Here is a 15,507-nt window from a genome sequence, read left to right on the forward strand (position 1 = left end):
CACCCCCGCCGTCGGCGGCGTCCGCATGGCCTTCGGCGTCAAGACCGGCCGCGTCGACAACACCGCCCTCGAAGCCCGCCCTGACGTCCTTACGTACACAACTCCCGTACTGGACAAGGACGTCGAGGTCATCGGCGAGGTCAGCGCGGAGATCTTCTTCCGCTCCGGCCTCCCCCACGCCGACGTCTTCGTCCGCCTCTGCGACGTCGACGACTCAGGCCGCTCCACCAACATCTGCGACGGCCTCACCAGCCTCACCCACGCCGACCACACCACCCGAGCCACCGTCCAACTGTGGCCCACCGCCTACCGCTTCAAACGCGGCCACCGCATCCGCGTCCAGATATCCAGCGGCGCCTTCCCCCGCTACAACCGCAACCCCGGCACCGGCCAACCACGCGCCACCGCCACCACGCTCCGAGCAGCAGACCAGCACGTCCTCCACGACGCCGAACACCCCTCCGCCATCATCCTGCCGACGGGATAGGGACCGTAGGGCGGGTGGTGTGGTCGGCGTGGGTGAGGTTGAACATCTGTCCGCGTTCGTCCCGGGCGTGAAGTTGACGGTGTTGCCCGTCTGCGAACTGTAGTGGCGGTACAGGAACCACTCCCCCAGCAGCAGGTACCGGCTGCCAGCCCTGGTGAGGCAGCTACGCCTGGAAGTCGTGCAGCGAGTGATGCCCCGCCGAGCCGGTACGAGCGCCTGGGCTGCCCGCCGACGGGCCCGTGACCGACACGCACCTGCTGGTGCGCGAGCAGCGTCACCGGGCCGAACAGGCCGCCGAACCGCTCCCCCGACCTGAGGACTTCCCCGCGGGCCGCTTCTCCCTGCGCACGCACGCCCCCACCCTGGTGGACACCGAACTCCTCCAGACGATCGGCTCGATGTCCCTGATCTCCCTGGCAGCCCTGTCCGGCGGCATGTTCCCCACGGCAACGCCGCGAGTACTCGCGGAGGAACTGTCGGAACTGTGAGGCGGCACGACGACGGAGGCACCATCCGATGAACCTGAGCAGCCTCCTGGTGCAGCGCATGCAGCGGCTGCCACGGCCCGTTACCAGGGATCTGGCCATCGAGCGCGACCTGCGCGTGCCGATGCGCGACGGGGCTGTCCTGCCGGCCGACCGCTGGATTCCGTAGTCCGGCGGCGACGGCCGTGTGAGCAGGAAGACGGCCTCGACACCATCGACTGGACAGTCGAGCAGCCCTGGTTCGGTGACTCGATGATCCTCGCGGGGGGTGTGGTCCAGCGTGTCAAGGCTGACCGGCTGCGCGCCCTCACCAGCTTCTGAACGAAGGCCCGTGTCCAGGGCCCTGGGTCAGGCGGCGTGGCGGCCGACGGCCTGGGCGAGGTGGTCGACGTCCTGCTCCGTGGTGGCGAAGGAGGTCACGAAGCGGACGACACCCGGCTCCCAGCGGTCGTGGTAGAAGACGTAGCCGTCGGCCAGGAGTCCCTCGATGACCTGGTGGGGCAGGCGGCAGAAGAGAATGTTGGCGTCGGCGGCGCCGAGCAGACCGACCTCGGGTATCGCCTTGAGGCCCTCTTGAAGGCGGGCAGCCATGGCATTGGCGTGGTCGGCGTTGCGCAGCCACAGGTCGTCCGTGAGGTACGCGTCGAGCTGGGCGGCGTGGAAGCGCATCTTGGAGGCGAGCTGGCCGGCGCGCTTGGCCCGGAAGGCCAGTTCGGCGGTGAGGGACCGGTCGAAGACGACGATCGCGTCGGCGGTCATCGTGCCGTTCTTCGTGGCGCCGAAGGACAGCAGGTCGACCCCGGCCTGCCAGGTCAGCTCAGCGGGTGTGCAGCCGAGCGCGGCGACGGCTCCGGCGAAGCGGGCGCCGTCCATGTGCAGGCGCAGACCCGCCTCCTTGGCGATGGGGCCGAGGGTGTGGATCTCATCGAGGGTATAGACGGCACCGGTCTCGGTGGCCTGGGTCAGGCTCACCACGGAAGGCTCCACGCTGTGCACGTCCCCGGCCTTGTGCCGCACGGCGGCCCGCAGCTCGTCGGGGTCGATCTTCGCATCCTCACCCCCGAGCGGGACGAGCTTGGCACCGGCGGTGTAGAACTCGGGCGCCCCGCACTCGTCGTTGTTGATGTGGCTGTCGCGGTGACAGAGCACGCTGCCCCAGGGCGGGGTCAGGGCCGCCAGGCTCAGGGCGTTGGCCGCGGAGCCGGTGGAGACGAGCAGTACATCGAGGTCGCATTCGAAGATCTCGCTCATGCGGCGCCGGACGTCGGCGGTGATGCTGTCGGCGCCGTACGGCTGGGTCTGGCCGGCGGCCGCCCGGGTCACGGCGTCGACGATCTCCGGGGAGGCGCCGGCGGCGTTGTCACTGCTGAAAATGCGTGCCGTGGGAGTTGTGGTGCTCATGTTCGGGGTCCTTGTTGTGGTCGATTCGGCGTCGGGCGGATCAGGATTCGCGGCGGGGATCCGGTCCTGCGGACCCGGTTGCCGCCGCTGTCGGGTCTGTTGCCCTCGGGTCCGCTGCTCGGATGAGCTGGCGCAGAGCGCCGTAGTAGACCTCGTGGTCGGTCACGGCGGGCACGATCGCGGCCAGGTTGCCGGTCAGCGCCGGGAACTCCTCCGGGTCGAGTGCGGCCAGTGCGGTGCGGGTGGCTGACTGGGCGGACTTGGGATCGCGGTGGTCGACGAAGCCGGCGCCGCCGAGGGTGAGCAGGTACATCCGTCGGTACGCGGTGATCGCTTCCTCGGGAGTCATTCCGGCGGCGAGGCTGTCGGCGAGTTGCGGCTCGACCAGGCGGGCCAGCAGATGAGGGCCGAGCCAGGGCCGCGTGCCGCGCAGGGCGAGCAGTCCCGGGTGGGCCGCCAGCAGCCGGTAGAGCGCGGTGAACCGGGTCTCGGTGGCGGTGGCCCAGTCGGTGTCCGGCTCGATCTCGGGCAGCCGGGCGGCCAGATGGTCGATGCACAGGTCCAGCAGGCCGGCCAGGTCGGTGCACCGGCGCTGGAGCGAGGCGAGGGAGATCTCCAGCCGCGTGGCCAGCGCACGGAACGTCAACGCCTCGGGGCCGCCCTCGTCGACGAGGTGGAGGGCGGTTTCGGCGATGCGGTCCTGGGTCGCGCGGTCCAGTGAGGGCGAGTGCCGAGGCATACGGGTCATCGTACGATACGCCGTATCGAATCACCGAGGGACCCTCCCCACACGGAGATGTCAGATGAGTCAGTACGACTCCCCGGTTCGTCTGCCCTTGTCCTCCGCCGGGCCGTCAAGAGCGGCGAACCGACGGACCTGAAAGCCGCGCACGGCGTCCCGCTGCCGGTCTACGTGATCTGCGACCTTCTCGGGGCCCCGCTGCGGACCGGGACCGCTTCTCCTACTGGTCCGACGCCTCCCGTATGGGTCTCCTGGTTGCCCCCCACGAGACCACCGCGAACATGATCGGCAAGACGGCGGGATCCATTCCTGCCTGAGCCAGTCCCTGGCCCGCACCGAACTCCAGGTCGTCCTGGAGGTCCTGCTGCGCAGGTCGGCGAGCCTCGAACTGGCCGTGTCCATCGAGGAGTTGCAGCAGGTCGAGGGGCTGAGCGTCGGTGGGCTGCGCGAAGTACCCGGGCGATGGTGACGCACCCCGCCGAGGACCAGCACACGACCGTCCGGGACGCGGCCCCGCAGCAGCCATCGCACTCGACGAGAGCTGAGAGGGAACCGAGGCAGGGCACGTTGATATGACTGCCGTCGGCTTTTGCGCCGCCGGCGTGCCGGAGATCGTAGGGCCGCGTGGCCAGGCCAGAGGTGCGTTCTGCGCGAGTCAGGGCGTGCTCCGAACTGCGGCGGGATGGGCACAGGCCGCGTCGCGCTTGCCGCGCGACGCTTGAGCGATTGCACCTCGTACAAGTTGAGCATGCTGAGAGGGCCGCGAAGGAGCGGCTACGACTCCATGCCGTGGAACGCTTTGTTGCCGGACAGAAGAACCAGCGGATCGCGACCGCACTGCGGATCAGTGAGCGGTCCGTGGAGCGGTGGCACCGGTCCTGGCGTGAGCGAGGTGAGGCCGGGCTGCTCTCGAAAGAGCTCTCTCGGAAGGCCCCGGCTCGGCCAAGCCCAGATCGCGCGCTTGGAACGTGAGTTGGAGCGTGGTCCGCTCGCCCGCAGGTGGACGGACCAGCGGTGGACGCTGGCGCGGATCAAGACGCGGATCAAGACGCGGATCGGCCGGCTGTTCCCCGTCTCGTACACGGTCGAAGAAGGAGACCTGGCCGCAGGTAAGAGCACCGCCGGGCACGGCCGCCGGGACGAGGGCGCCGGCGACGGCCCCGGCCCGCGGGAGGGCGATACCAGGAAGCCACGAAGGGCGGCGGCGGTGGTGGCCGCCGCCGCCCGTCATGGCCGGACCGTCAGGAGTCCTCGATGGTGATGAAGGGGTCCCACTGGAAGTACCCCTTCAACTGCCGGTGCCGGTCAAGGATCTGGAAGTAGAAGTGGTACACGACCTTGCCGACGCTCTTCACCGTCGTGCGCCAGTAGTGGTCCTGGTACTTCTGCGTCACGAAATCCGGACTGCCCTCGCTGCCCTCCCGCGGCAGCGGATAGATGCCGTCGACCACCTCGATTTCCGGCGTCCTGATGAGTGTGTGATCGCGGTCGCTGCTCACGTACCGGTACAGCAGCGCCTTGTAGTCGCTGCCCAGCGACACCGTCGTCTCCCGCCACCGGATGGTGTCCCCGGGCTCGGCCCGCAGGTTCAGCTCGGCGCCCGAAGTGCCGACGATGTGGTCGTGCCGCGTCGTCATGTAGATCAGGCTCTGGTCGACGTAGGTCGGCGCGTCGGGATTTCGTGACGCGTTGGGATTCTGCTCGACGATCGTGGCCGCGTCGAAGGCGATCAGTACGTTCAGATCAGCCATTTCTTTCCCCCTGGGGATTCGAGATTTTCTGTTGCGAGATTTCCTGTTGCGCGAGAGTTTCGGTCATGAGGATGCCGGTCACGAGGTTTTCGGCACCTTGTACGCCATCGCCCGCGGATAGTCCTGCCGGTGCAGTCGGACGCGGACCAGGAGGGGTCCGGCGTTGACCGGGTCGCGCGCGTCGCCGAGTCGGGCCAGCAGGTCGTCCAGCTCCGTGGGGCTGGCGACGCTGAGGCCGCTCGCCGGGGTGTCCTCGCCGGCGAAGACGGCCGCGAGGCGGTCGTGGTGCCAGGGGTGGAGGACGTTGTAGAAGTCCGGCTCGGCGGGGTCCTGTCCGGCGTAGTAGGCCGGGTGCACCAACATCTGCTCGATGCCGTAGAAGGACCCGTTGTCCAGGACGAACACCACCGAGCGCAGCCCGAGCCGGGTGTGCGTCGAGATCTCCTGGCAGGTCTCCTGGAAGGCGCCGTCGCCGACGAACACCATCGGGCGGGCGCCCTCTCGTTCCGGGGCGAGCGCGGCGCCGGTGGCCGCGCCGACCGACCAGCCGATGGACAGCCAGCTGATCTGGGACAGGAAGCCTCCCGCGGGCAGGGACAGGTTCATCGAGCCGATGAGGGAGAACGCGGCGTCGGACACGACCGTCCAGTCGTCCGTGGCCTCCTGGCCCAGGAAGTGGTTGACCCGGTCGAACACGCCGTCGTACGTGAGCCGTTCGGCGTCCCGGGACCGCGCACCGCTGACGCTCAGCGAGGCGCGGTACTGCGCCAGGCCGGCGGGGCGGTCGTCCCGCACTCCCTGGTAGCTGTAGGACTCGGCGTAGTAGTCCGCGGACAGGCCCTCGGAGCCGTAGGCCTTCACCAGCGCATCCTGGACGGCGGGCAGCAACTGGGCGAGCTGGACGTCGGGGAAGTAGGAGGTACCGACGCTGACACCGCCGTGCGCCGCCATCACCCAGTCGGTGCCGACGCTCTGCTCACCGCCGAGGTTCTTCGACGTGGACCAGGCCCCGAGCCCGATCCGGCAGGTGGCCCAGTCCTTGAAGATCGCGTACACGTCCGGATGACTGGCCTTGCCGTTGTAGACGCCATGGAACTGGGACAGGTCCTCGTCCACGACGGCCTTGGCACCGACGGTCGTGCAGAACGGGACGCCGGTGGCCTCCACCAGGTCGACGAGTTCCCCACCGAGCCGGTACCGGTCGATCTCCTCGCCGGCCCACACGATCGGGCGGGGCCTGCCGTCCGGGCCCGGGTGCTCCTCGATCAGGGTGAGGATCGCGTGCACGGCCTGGTCCAGCATGGTCTGGTTGCGCTCGCTGAAGGGCCGTTCGCGGCGGACGATCGGCTCCTTCGGCTCGGGGCAGGGCTCGTCCCACAGGTCTTCCATGACCTCCAGGTAGACCGGCCGCCGCTCGGAGACGCAGGCGGTGAGCGCGGAGTCGATCTGGGCGGGCGCCAAGCCCGGGTGGGAGATGACCTGTGCGTCCACGGTGACCTGCCGGTAGACGTCCAGGTTGCTCTCGGCACGGGGGCTCATGTGCGAGGTGAGCAGCCCGACGGCGCGGAAGTTCTGCCACTGCTCGTACGGCGGGCAGGCGTTGACGGCGATGAGCGGGACCTGCTCGACGTACGCGCCGCCGCAGGCGCCCAGCAGATTGAACGCGCCCACGCTGTACGTCACCGCCGCGGCGCCCACGCCGTGGATGCGGGCGTAGGCGTCGGCGGCCTGGCCGGCGCCGCCCTCGGTCGGGGTGCCGACCCACTCGATGTCGCCCTCGGCCCGCAGGGTGGTGAGGAACGGGCCGAGGTGGTTGCCGGGGACGCCGAACAGATGGGTGATGCCCAGCTCGGCCAACCGCACGGCGAGATAGCGGGCGACCGTGCAGGCAGGAGTGATCGCGCTCACGAGGACTCCCCTTCCCGGTCCGCGCCCGACCGGTCGTCCGCACCCGAGACGTCCTGGTCCGAGCCTTTCCTGTCGGTGACCGGCGGGGCCTGATGGACGGCGAGGGCGGCGCGGACGGCGCTCTCCAGGGCGCCCTCGATCCAGGCGTGCTTGAGGGACGTGTGCTCGCCGGCGAAGTGCACCGGGCCCTCGGGCCGGGAGACGTCCAGGTGGAAGCTGGTCATCTGGTGCGCGGTGTAGATAGCCGCCTCGCCGAAGGCGTACGGGTCGCGGGCCCAGCTCTGGGTGGCGCCCCGGCCGGTGAAGAACACCTCGACGCGACGGCCGTGCACGGCCTGGAGGTTGCGCAGGGCGTAGAGGTAGCGCTCCGCCTTCGGCATGGAGTCCCAGCGTGCGGCGTCGTCGGACCAGGAATACGAGGCGAGGACGACGCCGCCGCCCGTGCTGTCCGCGATCGGGTGCGAGGGGTAGTACATGAACCGGTTGGGGTTGTCAGCGGCGGAGCCCCCGCCGAAGCAGTGGGTGGCGGGCCGGACGGCGGGGCCGCGCAGCGGCAGACTCCCGTCGATCCGCCGCATCTCCTCGGTGACGAGGCTGTCCTTGACGGCGGCGCCGAGCAGCCCGGCCCCGGGCTCGGGCAGCGTGGGCACGGACACGGTCCCGGTCTCCGCCTCGTGCCCCCGCCGGTAGTACTCGTACAGGCCGGGCGCGATGCCGTCCAGCGTGTCGCGCCAGTCGTCCTCGGTGAACTCCCACCAGCGGTGGCTGAATTCGAGCAGCACCTTGGTGGCCTGGTCATAGTGGGTCTCGATGACGGCGCGGCGCTTCTTGTACGACATCGAGGGGACGATCTCCACGAAGCGCAGCGCGGAGAACGGGATGGTGACGACCGCCAGGTCCGCCGTCCACAGACGGGGCAGTTCCTTCGGGTCCTCCTCGTCGACGGTCTGTACGGCCACGCCCCACCCGTCGGGTCCGACCGCCCCGGTGCCTTCGGGGTCGGTGTCGTGGCTGGGATCGTGGTACTCGAGGCGGATCATGCGCTGGCCGAGTTGCACCTCGTCGCGCAGGCCCTGGTACAGGGCGTGCGGCAGGCGCCAACTGCCGCCGGGTATCTCCCAGTAGCGGACGGCCGGGTTGATGTCGCTGCGGCTCAGGAAGCTGTGGAAGAAGGAGAGGTAGAGCCGCGAGGACATGTTCTCCAGGGTTCCGACGGCCTCGACGGCCTCGTCGCTGAGCCCGGCGCGGTCGCGCAGGAAGGAGCCCATCGAGTAGCCGTCGAAGTCGCGGATCACCCGCGCCCAGCCCTCTACCCACTCGTCGAACGGCTTGTTGACCCGCTTGCCGTCGACGACGTCGGAGTAGTAGTCGCGCACGCTCTCCAGCGCCTCGTCCACCATCCGCGCGACGGGGGCGCGGACCTCGTCGTCGGTGAGGTGGAAGCCCTCGTTGATCCGCTCGGGTCCGGCGGCGTAGTCGGCGCGCCGCACCTGGACGCGGTTGGCGCGGATCCAGGAGTTGCCGCGCTTGTCGGGTTCGGCGAAGTCCGGGCTGTCGTCGCCGTACGTCCACGTCCGGCCGGTGAAGGAGGTGTACGTCACCGGAGGGACGGGCACGTCGGGACCGCTGCCCGTGTGGGGATCGATGTCCACGTTGTAGAACTGGCGCCGGCCGAGCCCCAGCTTGTCGACCAGGGCGAGAACGAGCGGGTGGAAGTCGGGCAGCCGCATGGCCCCGGCCTCGGCGTACTGGGCCGGGTCGGCGAACGGCTGGTGGTGCTTGGTGGTACGGAAGGTCTTGATGCGTCCGCCGACACGGTTGGCGTTCGCCTCGAGGATGGTGACGTCGTGCCCTGCGTCCTTGAGCAGCCGGCCGACGACGAGGCCGGTGATGCCGGCGCCGACGACGAGGACCTTCTTGCGCGGGTGCCGGGTGGTACCGAGGTGGCCCGTGTCTATCAGGGTGTGCAGATATTCGAGTTTGAGGTCTTTTCCGTCGGGTCCGACGAGGAGGAGTTCACGGGCGAGCCTGAGACAGGTCTGCCAGCGGGCACGGGTGGCGGAGTTGTCCCGTGGAGTGACGGTCATAGTCTGCGATCGTAGATATGCCGAAACGATTTCCCGGTTCACCCGGAAGACAAAGTCCTGAAAGCGCCGAGAGGACTTGGTGGCGCGATTTTCACTTGCCTGATTTATCGGCGAGAGAGCGGAATATCCCCGAGGGGCGGAAGGGGAGTCGGATGCAACTGCAAGAGAAATTCGTAAATGGAATGTGAAGACCCTGAGACGAGGGCGTGCCGACCCCACCCACCGATCCGGTGGTAAACCGCCACCCACTCCTACAACTGACCGCCAAATCGGCGATGTTGACATACACATCCGGCCAAGCTGCACCTGACCCCGCCATGCCACCACCGGGCGGGCAGCATTTTCGGCACTGGACGTACGTGCACCGAACTCGAATTCGACCACCAGTCCGGACAAGTCGACGAAGCGTGCGCCGTGACCGCCGCCGAATGATGCGGCATCAAGCCAAAGTTACGTCGGCCGTCTTCCGGGATTGCTGCCTCGCCCATATCCTCGTGCGCCGATGTTACCGACGGTAAGGGATGGCGATGAGCGGCACCACGCGCAGAGAGTTCCTGGGCACTGCCGCGGCCGCCGGCGGCGGGGTCACACTCGGAACCCCCCAGCGGGCTTCGGCCGAGAACGGCGCCGCGGCGCAGACCGTGGCCGTGCTGGGCGGGGGCGTCGCCGGGCTCACGGCCGCGCACGAACTCGCCGAACGCGGCTTCCGGGTCACGGTCTACGAACGCAAGGCGCTGGGCGGCAAGGCCCGCAGCATGGACGTACCGGGCAGCGGTACGGGCGGCCGCGACCCCCTGCCCGGCGAGCACGGCTTCCGCTTCATCCCCGGCATCTACCACAACCTGCCCGACACCATGCGGCGCATCCCTTTCCCCGGCAACCCGGGCGGTGTCCACGACAACCTCGTCGCCCCCAAGGAAATGCTCTTCGCCCGGTCGGGCGGCCGCGAGGACATCCGGGTCCCGCTGCCCTGGCCCGGCAACACGCCGGCCGAACTCACCCCCGACGAGATCCGCCGCGCCCTCACCTCCGTCCTGGACACCGCCTTCAACCTCCCCCTTCACGAGGCCCTCTACTTCGCCAACCGCTTCCTGGTCTTCCTCACCAGCTGCGACGAGCGGCGCGACGGCGTATGGGAGCAGACACCGTGGTGGGAGTTCGTACGGGCCGGACAGATGTCCTACGACTACCAGCGCATCCTGGCCGTCGGCATCACCCGCAACATCGTGGCCACCAAGGCGGAGGAGGCAAGCACCCGTACAGTGGCCACCCTGCTGGAGGCCTTCGCCTTCAACCTCCTCGGCCGGGGCGCGGACGGACCGCTCGACCGGATCCTCAACGCGCCCACCAACGAGGCCTGGCTCGACCCCTGGGTGACGTACCTGAAGTCACTCGGCGTGGAGTTCCGGGTCGGTTGGACCGTACATGACCTGGCCCTGGACGCGGGCCGGATCGCCGGGGCCGTCGTGGAGGACCCGGAGGGCGCCCGCCGGACCGTCACCGCCGACCACTACATCTCGGCCATGCCGGTCGAGCACGCCCGCCGCACCTGGAACTCCGCCGTGCGCGCCGCCGATCCCCAACTGGCCGCGTGCGACCGGCTGGAGACGGACTGGATGACCGGCATCCAGTTCTATCTGACCGAACGTACGCCGATCCTGCACGGCCACCTCGACCTCATCGACTCCCCGTGGTCGCTGACCGCGATCGCCCAGGCCCAGCACTGGCCGAACCACGACTTCCCGGCCGACTTCGGTGACGGCACGGTCGCGGACTGCCTGTCCGTGGACGTCTCCGAGTGGGACCAGCCGGGCATCCTGTACGGCAAGACGGCCAAGCAGTGCACCCGCACCGAGGTTGCCCGCGAGGTGTGGGCGCAGTTGAAGGCGGCGCTCAACGACAGCGGCCGTACGGTCCTGAAGGACTCCGTGTTGCACTCCTGGTTCCTCGATCCGGCCGTGGACGGACTCGGCACCCCGAACCCGGTCAACGAGGAACAACTGCTCATCCATCCGACGGGGACCTTCCACCACCGTCCGAGGTCGACCACGAAGATCCCCAACCTCTTCCTGTCCGGCGACTACGTGGCCGTGCCCATCGATCTGGCCACCATGGAAGGCGCCAACACCTCGGCCCGGCAGGCCGTCAACGCCCTGCTGGACCAGATCGGTTCGGCCGCCGAGCGATGCACCGTCACTCCGCTGTACCGGGCCCCCGAGTTGGAGGCACTCAAGCGGCACGACCGCGCCCGTTACCTCCTCCGGCTGCCGAATCTCTTCGACGTCGGTTGACAGCATTGGTGGACCGCGGTGCCGGGGCGGGCTGTCGCCCCGGCACCGCCGTGTCACTCCTCGTCGCGCAGCCGGGCCGCCAGGGAGGTCAGCGACTCGGTCTCCTCGGTGTGGCCCAAGGCGGTCAGGCGGGAGACCGCCGCGTCGAGGCGGGTGAGGGCGGGGGCGGGGCGTTCCAGGTAGATGCCCTCCACGACACCTGCGAGGCGGACGCACTCGGCCCACTCGCCGGCGTGGTCGTCGTCCCGTCCCGGCTCGCCGAGCAGTGCGAGGGCCTTCTCCAGGGCGGCCAGGGCGTCCTCGTACTCGCTGACGTAGGCGTTGACCCGCCCGTGTTCGTAGGCCAGAGCGGTGTCCAGGGAGCGGCCATGGGCCTCGTACTCGGCGGCGCGGGCTTCGTCGGCGATCCGGCCGGCGTCGGCGAGGAAGGCCCGGGCGTCGGCCAGGCCGTCGGGGCCCTGCCGCTGAGCCTGGAGACGGGCCAGTTCGCGCAGGCAGTTGCTGAGCTGCTCATAGCGCGGGGCCCGGGCATGGGCAACGAGTGCCTGGTCCACGACCTCGCGGGCCCGGCCGAACTCGCCGGACTCGCCGAGGAGTACGGCCGTCTCCGCAGCGATCATGGCGTGGCTGGCCGGGTCGTCGTCCCAGCCGGCCGACTCGGCCGCGAGGGCGACGAACTCCGCCGTGGCGGCCTTGAGGTCCTCCCCCGTGTGCAGCGCGCGGGCGCGGGTCAGGCGCAGCTGAGCGACGAGCCGGTCGTCCAACTCTCCGGCGGCGACGTCCGGTTCCGCCAGCAGGGAGTCGAGCAGTGCGATGCAGTCCTCGACGCGGCCCAGGTCGAGGCTGAGCTGTGCCGCGTTGCTGTACGTGCAGAACGCGTCCGTCCGGCTGCCGCGGCGAAGCTCCAGCTCCGCGGAGCGCGTGAGGTGCCGCAGTGCCTCGTCGGGGCGGCCCAGGTGCATGCAGGCCTCGGCCAGGTCACCGTGCAGGCGGCCGGTGTCGACCGTGTCGGCCGGCCAGTCGGCGGCCAGTCGCAGGCCCTCGGTCAGGTCCGCGTGCGCGGCCTGCGCGTCCCGGAGACCGAGTTGGAGCCGGCCGCGCAGTCCACGCGTGCGGGGCAGGTGCCAGGCGGGGCCCTGCGCCTTCAACCGGTCGAGGAGGGCGTCGATCTCGGTGACCGCGGCGGGCAGGTCGCCGGAGATGGCGTACGTGCTGACCCGCAGCAGCAGGGCGCCGGAGAGCTGCCCGGCGAGGTCGTGCCGGGTGGCGAAGGCGTGCAGTACGTCCACCTCGGCGAGGACCGGCGCGACGTGCTCCTCGCTCCGCGACGTCTGCAGGCGCAGGCCGAGCGCGGTCGCCCGCAGCCGCAGCAGGCGGGCCTCCTGGAACGGGGCGAGGCCGGGCGTCTCGTCGTGCAGGCGGACCATGGACGCGTGGGCGTCGGTCAGCGCGGCGGCCTTCGTCTCGGCTGCGTCGGCGGCCTCCGCGGGAATCTCGGCGGTGGCGAGCAGGGCGCAGGCGCGGGCGAGAGCCGCGTGGCCCGGCAGTCCGGCGTCGTCGTACAGGGCCGCGGCCTCCTCGTGGAGGGCGGCGGCGTCGGCGAACTCGTCCCTCTCGCCCGCCCGGCTCGCCTCGTCGGTCAGCAGGTCGGCGCGTAGTTGTACGAGCGGGCCCACGGCCGGGTCGTCGGGGTGGGTGTAGTCGCGGGCGGCGGCGAGCGTGCGCAGCCGCGCCCAGCACGCATGGGCGTCGGGGTGCCCCTGTTCATCCAACGTCCTTGCTCGGAGGATGAGTTCGGGCAGCGAGTCGGGGACGGTGGCGGACGTACGGGCGGCGGGCGCGGCAACGGGGGCGGCCGGGGCCACGTCGTCGAGGCTGCGGGGACGCAGGGTCAGTTCCAGTGCGTCCAGGAGCGGGGCGCGGTCGAGGCGGGCCCCGCGGCGGTCGGTGTGGGCGGTGGTTCCGTTGCGGGCGTCGAAGCGGGCGGCGAGGTCGTCGGCGCGGCCGCGCACCTCGGCGCGCAGGCCCGCCACCGTCCAGGTGCGGCCCGCGTACCCGGCGGCGGGCAGTTCGCCGTGGCCGAGGAGCTCGACGCGCTGGAGGAGGACCTCCACGCCGGTGAGGAAGTCGAGCAGGTCCAGCGGCGAGTCGACCTCGTCGAACAGGCTGCGGTTCTCGGCGAGCAGTTCCAGGCCGCGTGCCTCGTTGCCGGTGAGTGCGCAGAACTCCAGGTGCCGACCGACCTCCGGGGATGTCGAGGGGTTGCGGCGGCAGCTGCGGTAGCCGGCGAGGTGCAGTTCGCGGGCCCGGTCGGTGCGGCCGGTGCGCAGCAGGGGCAGCAGCGCGTACGAGACGGAGCGGGCCGGCTCCTCCTGGCAGGATTCCTTCCCGGCGAGGACGGGCTCCCAGGTGCGCAGCGCCCGTTCGTCGTCGCCCGCCGTGAGGTGGTAGAGGGCGCGCTCGCAGATCTCGCAGGCTTCGCAGTCGCTGAGCCGGGTGCGGGTGCGGCCCGACCACAGCTCGTAGGCGAGGGTGGTGTCCTCGCCTGTGTGGGCGGCCAGTTGGTACGCCTGTCCGTAGTAGGGCTGGAGGCCCAGGTCTGCCTTCTCGTAGCGGTCGCGCATCTCCGTCAGCCACTGGCGCAGGCTTGCCAGCGGTACCTCGGGCAGCGCGCGCAAGGCGTTGGCCACCCACTTGAACCGCCAGAACAGCATGTGGCGCAGGCGCTCGTCGAAGACGTCCGGCTGCTCGTCGAAGAGGGTCAGCAGACGGGCGAAGACGACGGGCGACTTCCGGGGTTCGGAGCCGTAGGTGTACGCCTCCTGGAGTTCGAGGAGCGCGTGGACGAGGGGGACGGGCTCCGCGAACTGCTCGGCGGCGTCGACGAGTTCCTCGGCGGTGACGGTGCGGGTGCGGCCGTAGGGGCGCCGGTCGTTCTCCTGGAGCGCCTGGTACAGCTCGTCGGTGGTCTGAGGTACGGGTGCGGTCGGCATCGTCAGCTGTCCTTGCGGAGGGCGTGGGCGAGCAGGTCGAGGAAGGAGCGGTTGATGAGGCTCGATTCGGCGGGCCTCAGGGGGCGCCGGGACAGCATCGCTGCCTGCCCGTAGAGGGCTTCGGCGCTGGTGCGGGCCAACTCGGGCTCGTCGATGGTGACGGCTGCGCGGACCAGCGGGTTGAGCTGGTTGAGGATCAGCTGGGCCCGCGGGGCCTCCTGGCGCAGAGCGCCGAGGATGTCGCCCCACAGACCGCCCTCCTGCTCACGGGCGAGCTGGGAGCGGGTGCGCTCGTGCCGCGCCTCACGGCTGTCGACGAGGAGGGCGGGGGCGGAGGCGGGCTGGAAGGTGCGCAGCGCGACATCGCAGTCGAAGACGGCGAGGGCGTCGCGGGCCAGGGCGAGGTAGGCCGCGGCGGCCAGTTCCGTCTCCCGGTCGACGGGGTCGAGGTGGGCGGTGAGGGTCGCCGGATCGAGGTCGGCGACGCTCACTTCGGGCCTGATCTCGGGCAGCCGGTGGACCAGTTCACGGTCGTAGGTGTAGCCGCCGTTGACGACGCCGAGCCCGGCGGCCGAGGCGATCGCCGCGACCTGTCGGAACTCCTCCACGCTCGACGTCACGAGCACGGTGCGGTGGGTGCGGGAGAACTCGTCGAGGGTGCAGTGCCCGTCGGTGGTCTCGAACGGCAGCCAGGGCAGCAGCATCCGCAGGATCTCGTCGTCGTGCACCGCGAGCGACTTCACGGCGAGGTGGTGGGCCTGGAGGAAGCGGCCGAGCAGGTCCGGGTCGCTGGCGGCGGCCCGGGCGATCCAGGCGCGCAGCCGCTCGGCGAGGGCGTCGCGGACGGCTGCGAGGGTGTCGTCCTCGTACAGGGACTCGCGGGACGCCGTCGGGCGCAGGCTCTCGGCGTCGACGACGCAGCGGACGAAGAACGCCCACTCGGGCAGGATCTCCTCGGCCTGCTCGGACAGCAGCATGCCCTTGACGTGCACGCGGTGGCCGTGGCGGCGCCCGGCCGGCACCGCCTCGGGCAGCACGCAGGCGATGCCCTTCAGGCCCACGGCCGGCAGGTCCAGTTCGATGGTGTCCAGCGGCGTGAACCCGAAGACCTCTTCGCCGTACGCGGCCAGCGCACGGGATCGGGCTCCCGGCGTGGGGTACGTACGCGCCCAGGGTGCGGGCTCGGGGTTGACGGAGGCGCCCGTGCCGCCGGGGCCGCCTGTGCCGTCGTCGAAGGTCACCGGGTGGCGCAGCAGGGAGCCGAAGTGGCGGGCCAGCGCGTGCACCTGCTCCGGGCGGGTCCACTCGCCGGCGTCGGCGCGCGGCGTCAGCGTGACGGTGGTGCCGGGCCGGGGGCGGGCG

General features: G+C 70.6%; 11 protein-coding genes and 2 pseudogenes. 6 read left to right on the plus strand and 7 right to left on the minus strand.

Annotation, left to right across the window (positions count from 1 at the left end):
* The 3 genes from FNH08_RS25030 to FNH08_RS50890 all read left to right on the plus strand — a co-directional run.
* Nucleotides 1-487: CocE/NonD family hydrolase (locus FNH08_RS25030; protein WP_152773810.1), on the plus strand; the 487-nt coding region annotated here is incomplete at its 5' end.
* A gap of 239 nt (nt 488-726) precedes the next feature.
* A complete protein-coding gene (locus FNH08_RS25035) occupies nt 727-975 on the plus strand; it encodes a hypothetical protein (RefSeq protein ID WP_194238599.1) in 249 nt (82 codons plus the stop codon).
* A 28-nt stretch (nt 976-1,003) separates the two neighbouring features.
* Entirely contained in the window at nt 1,004-1,141 is a 138-nt protein-coding gene (locus tag FNH08_RS50890) for a hypothetical protein (protein ID WP_194238600.1), read from the plus strand.
* 179 nt (nt 1,142-1,320) lie between these two features.
* Here the strand turns inward: FNH08_RS50890 and FNH08_RS25040 are convergent, their stop codons facing one another.
* A complete protein-coding gene (locus FNH08_RS25040) occupies nt 1,321-2,373 on the minus strand; it encodes a threonine aldolase family protein (protein ID WP_152773811.1) in 1,053 nt (350 codons plus the stop codon).
* A gap of 40 nt (nt 2,374-2,413) precedes the next feature.
* A complete protein-coding gene (locus tag FNH08_RS25045) occupies nt 2,414-3,112 on the minus strand; it encodes a TetR/AcrR family transcriptional regulator C-terminal domain-containing protein (RefSeq protein ID WP_152773812.1) in 699 nt (232 codons plus the stop codon).
* Nucleotides 3,113-3,226: 114 nt separating this feature from the next.
* On the opposite strand from FNH08_RS25045, the pseudogene FNH08_RS52215 reads away from it, so the two are divergent.
* A pseudogene (locus FNH08_RS52215) lies at nt 3,227-3,584 on the plus strand (hypothetical protein); the annotation flags it as partial.
* 257 nt (nt 3,585-3,841) lie between these two features.
* Nucleotides 3,842-4,205, plus strand: a pseudogene (locus tag FNH08_RS54345) (helix-turn-helix domain-containing protein); the annotation flags it as partial.
* A 151-nt stretch (nt 4,206-4,356) separates the two neighbouring features.
* On the opposite strand, the gene FNH08_RS25060 reads toward FNH08_RS54345, so the two are convergent.
* The 3 genes from FNH08_RS25060 to FNH08_RS25070 all read right to left on the minus strand — a co-directional run bounded on the left by FNH08_RS25060 (nt 4,357) and on the right by FNH08_RS25070 (nt 8,861).
* Complete coding sequence (locus FNH08_RS25060; RefSeq protein WP_152773813.1) at nt 4,357-4,866, minus strand: inclusion body family protein; 510 nt, start codon at nt 4,864-4,866, stop codon at nt 4,357-4,359.
* A gap of 78 nt (nt 4,867-4,944) precedes the next feature.
* Nucleotides 4,945-6,774 carry a thiamine pyrophosphate-binding protein gene (locus tag FNH08_RS25065; RefSeq protein ID WP_322725333.1) on the minus strand — a complete coding sequence of 610 codons (1,830 nt, stop codon included), beginning with the start codon at nt 6,772-6,774 and terminating at the stop codon, nt 4,945-4,947.
* On the minus strand, nt 6,771-8,861 hold the full coding sequence (locus FNH08_RS25070; protein WP_228034331.1) for a flavin monoamine oxidase family protein: 2,091 nt from the start codon (nt 8,859-8,861) through the stop codon (nt 6,771-6,773). The genes FNH08_RS25065 and FNH08_RS25070 overlap by 4 nt, the downstream gene beginning before the upstream one ends.
* 527 nt (nt 8,862-9,388) lie before the next feature.
* On the opposite strand from FNH08_RS25070, the gene FNH08_RS25075 reads away from it, so the two are divergent.
* On the plus strand, nt 9,389-11,152 hold the full coding sequence (locus tag FNH08_RS25075; protein WP_152773815.1) for a hydroxysqualene dehydroxylase: 1,764 nt from the start codon (nt 9,389-9,391) through the stop codon (nt 11,150-11,152).
* A gap of 53 nt (nt 11,153-11,205) precedes the next feature.
* On the opposite strand, the gene FNH08_RS25080 is transcribed toward FNH08_RS25075, so the two are convergent.
* Nucleotides 11,206-14,145 (minus strand): hypothetical protein, encoded by a 2,940-nt coding sequence (locus FNH08_RS25080; RefSeq protein ID WP_152773816.1) that lies wholly within the window; start codon nt 14,143-14,145, stop codon nt 11,206-11,208.
* A 2-nt stretch (nt 14,146-14,147) separates the two neighbouring features.
* The coding region (locus FNH08_RS25085) for an HSP90 family protein (protein WP_152773817.1) at nt 14,148-15,507 on the minus strand (1,360 nt) is incomplete at its 5' end.

It is taken from the genome of Streptomyces spongiae, assembly GCF_009377185.1.
Classification (GTDB): domain Bacteria; phylum Actinomycetota; class Actinomycetes; order Streptomycetales; family Streptomycetaceae; genus Streptomyces; species Streptomyces spongiae.

What these genes read in the sequence shown, in the direction of transcription:
- FNH08_RS25040 (WP_152773811.1), bottom strand. Translation starts at nt 2,373, where the DNA reads ATGAGCACCACAACTCCCACGGCACGCATTTTCAGCAGTGACAACGCC.
- FNH08_RS25080 (WP_152773816.1), bottom strand. Translation starts at nt 14,145, where the DNA reads ATGCCGACCGCACCCGTACCTCAGACCACCGACGAGCTGTACCAGGCG.
- FNH08_RS25060 (WP_152773813.1), bottom strand. Translation starts at nt 4,866, where the DNA reads ATGGCTGATCTGAACGTACTGATCGCCTTCGACGCGGCCACGATCGTC.
- FNH08_RS50890 (WP_194238600.1), top strand. Translation starts at nt 1,004, where the DNA reads ATGAACCTGAGCAGCCTCCTGGTGCAGCGCATGCAGCGGCTGCCACGG.
- FNH08_RS25070 (WP_228034331.1), bottom strand. Translation starts at nt 8,861, where the DNA reads ATGACCGTCACTCCACGGGACAACTCCGCCACCCGTGCCCGCTGGCAG.
- FNH08_RS25045 (WP_152773812.1), bottom strand. Translation starts at nt 3,112, where the DNA reads ATGCCTCGGCACTCGCCCTCACTGGACCGCGCGACCCAGGACCGCATC.
- FNH08_RS25075 (WP_152773815.1), top strand. Translation starts at nt 9,389, where the DNA reads ATGAGCGGCACCACGCGCAGAGAGTTCCTGGGCACTGCCGCGGCCGCC.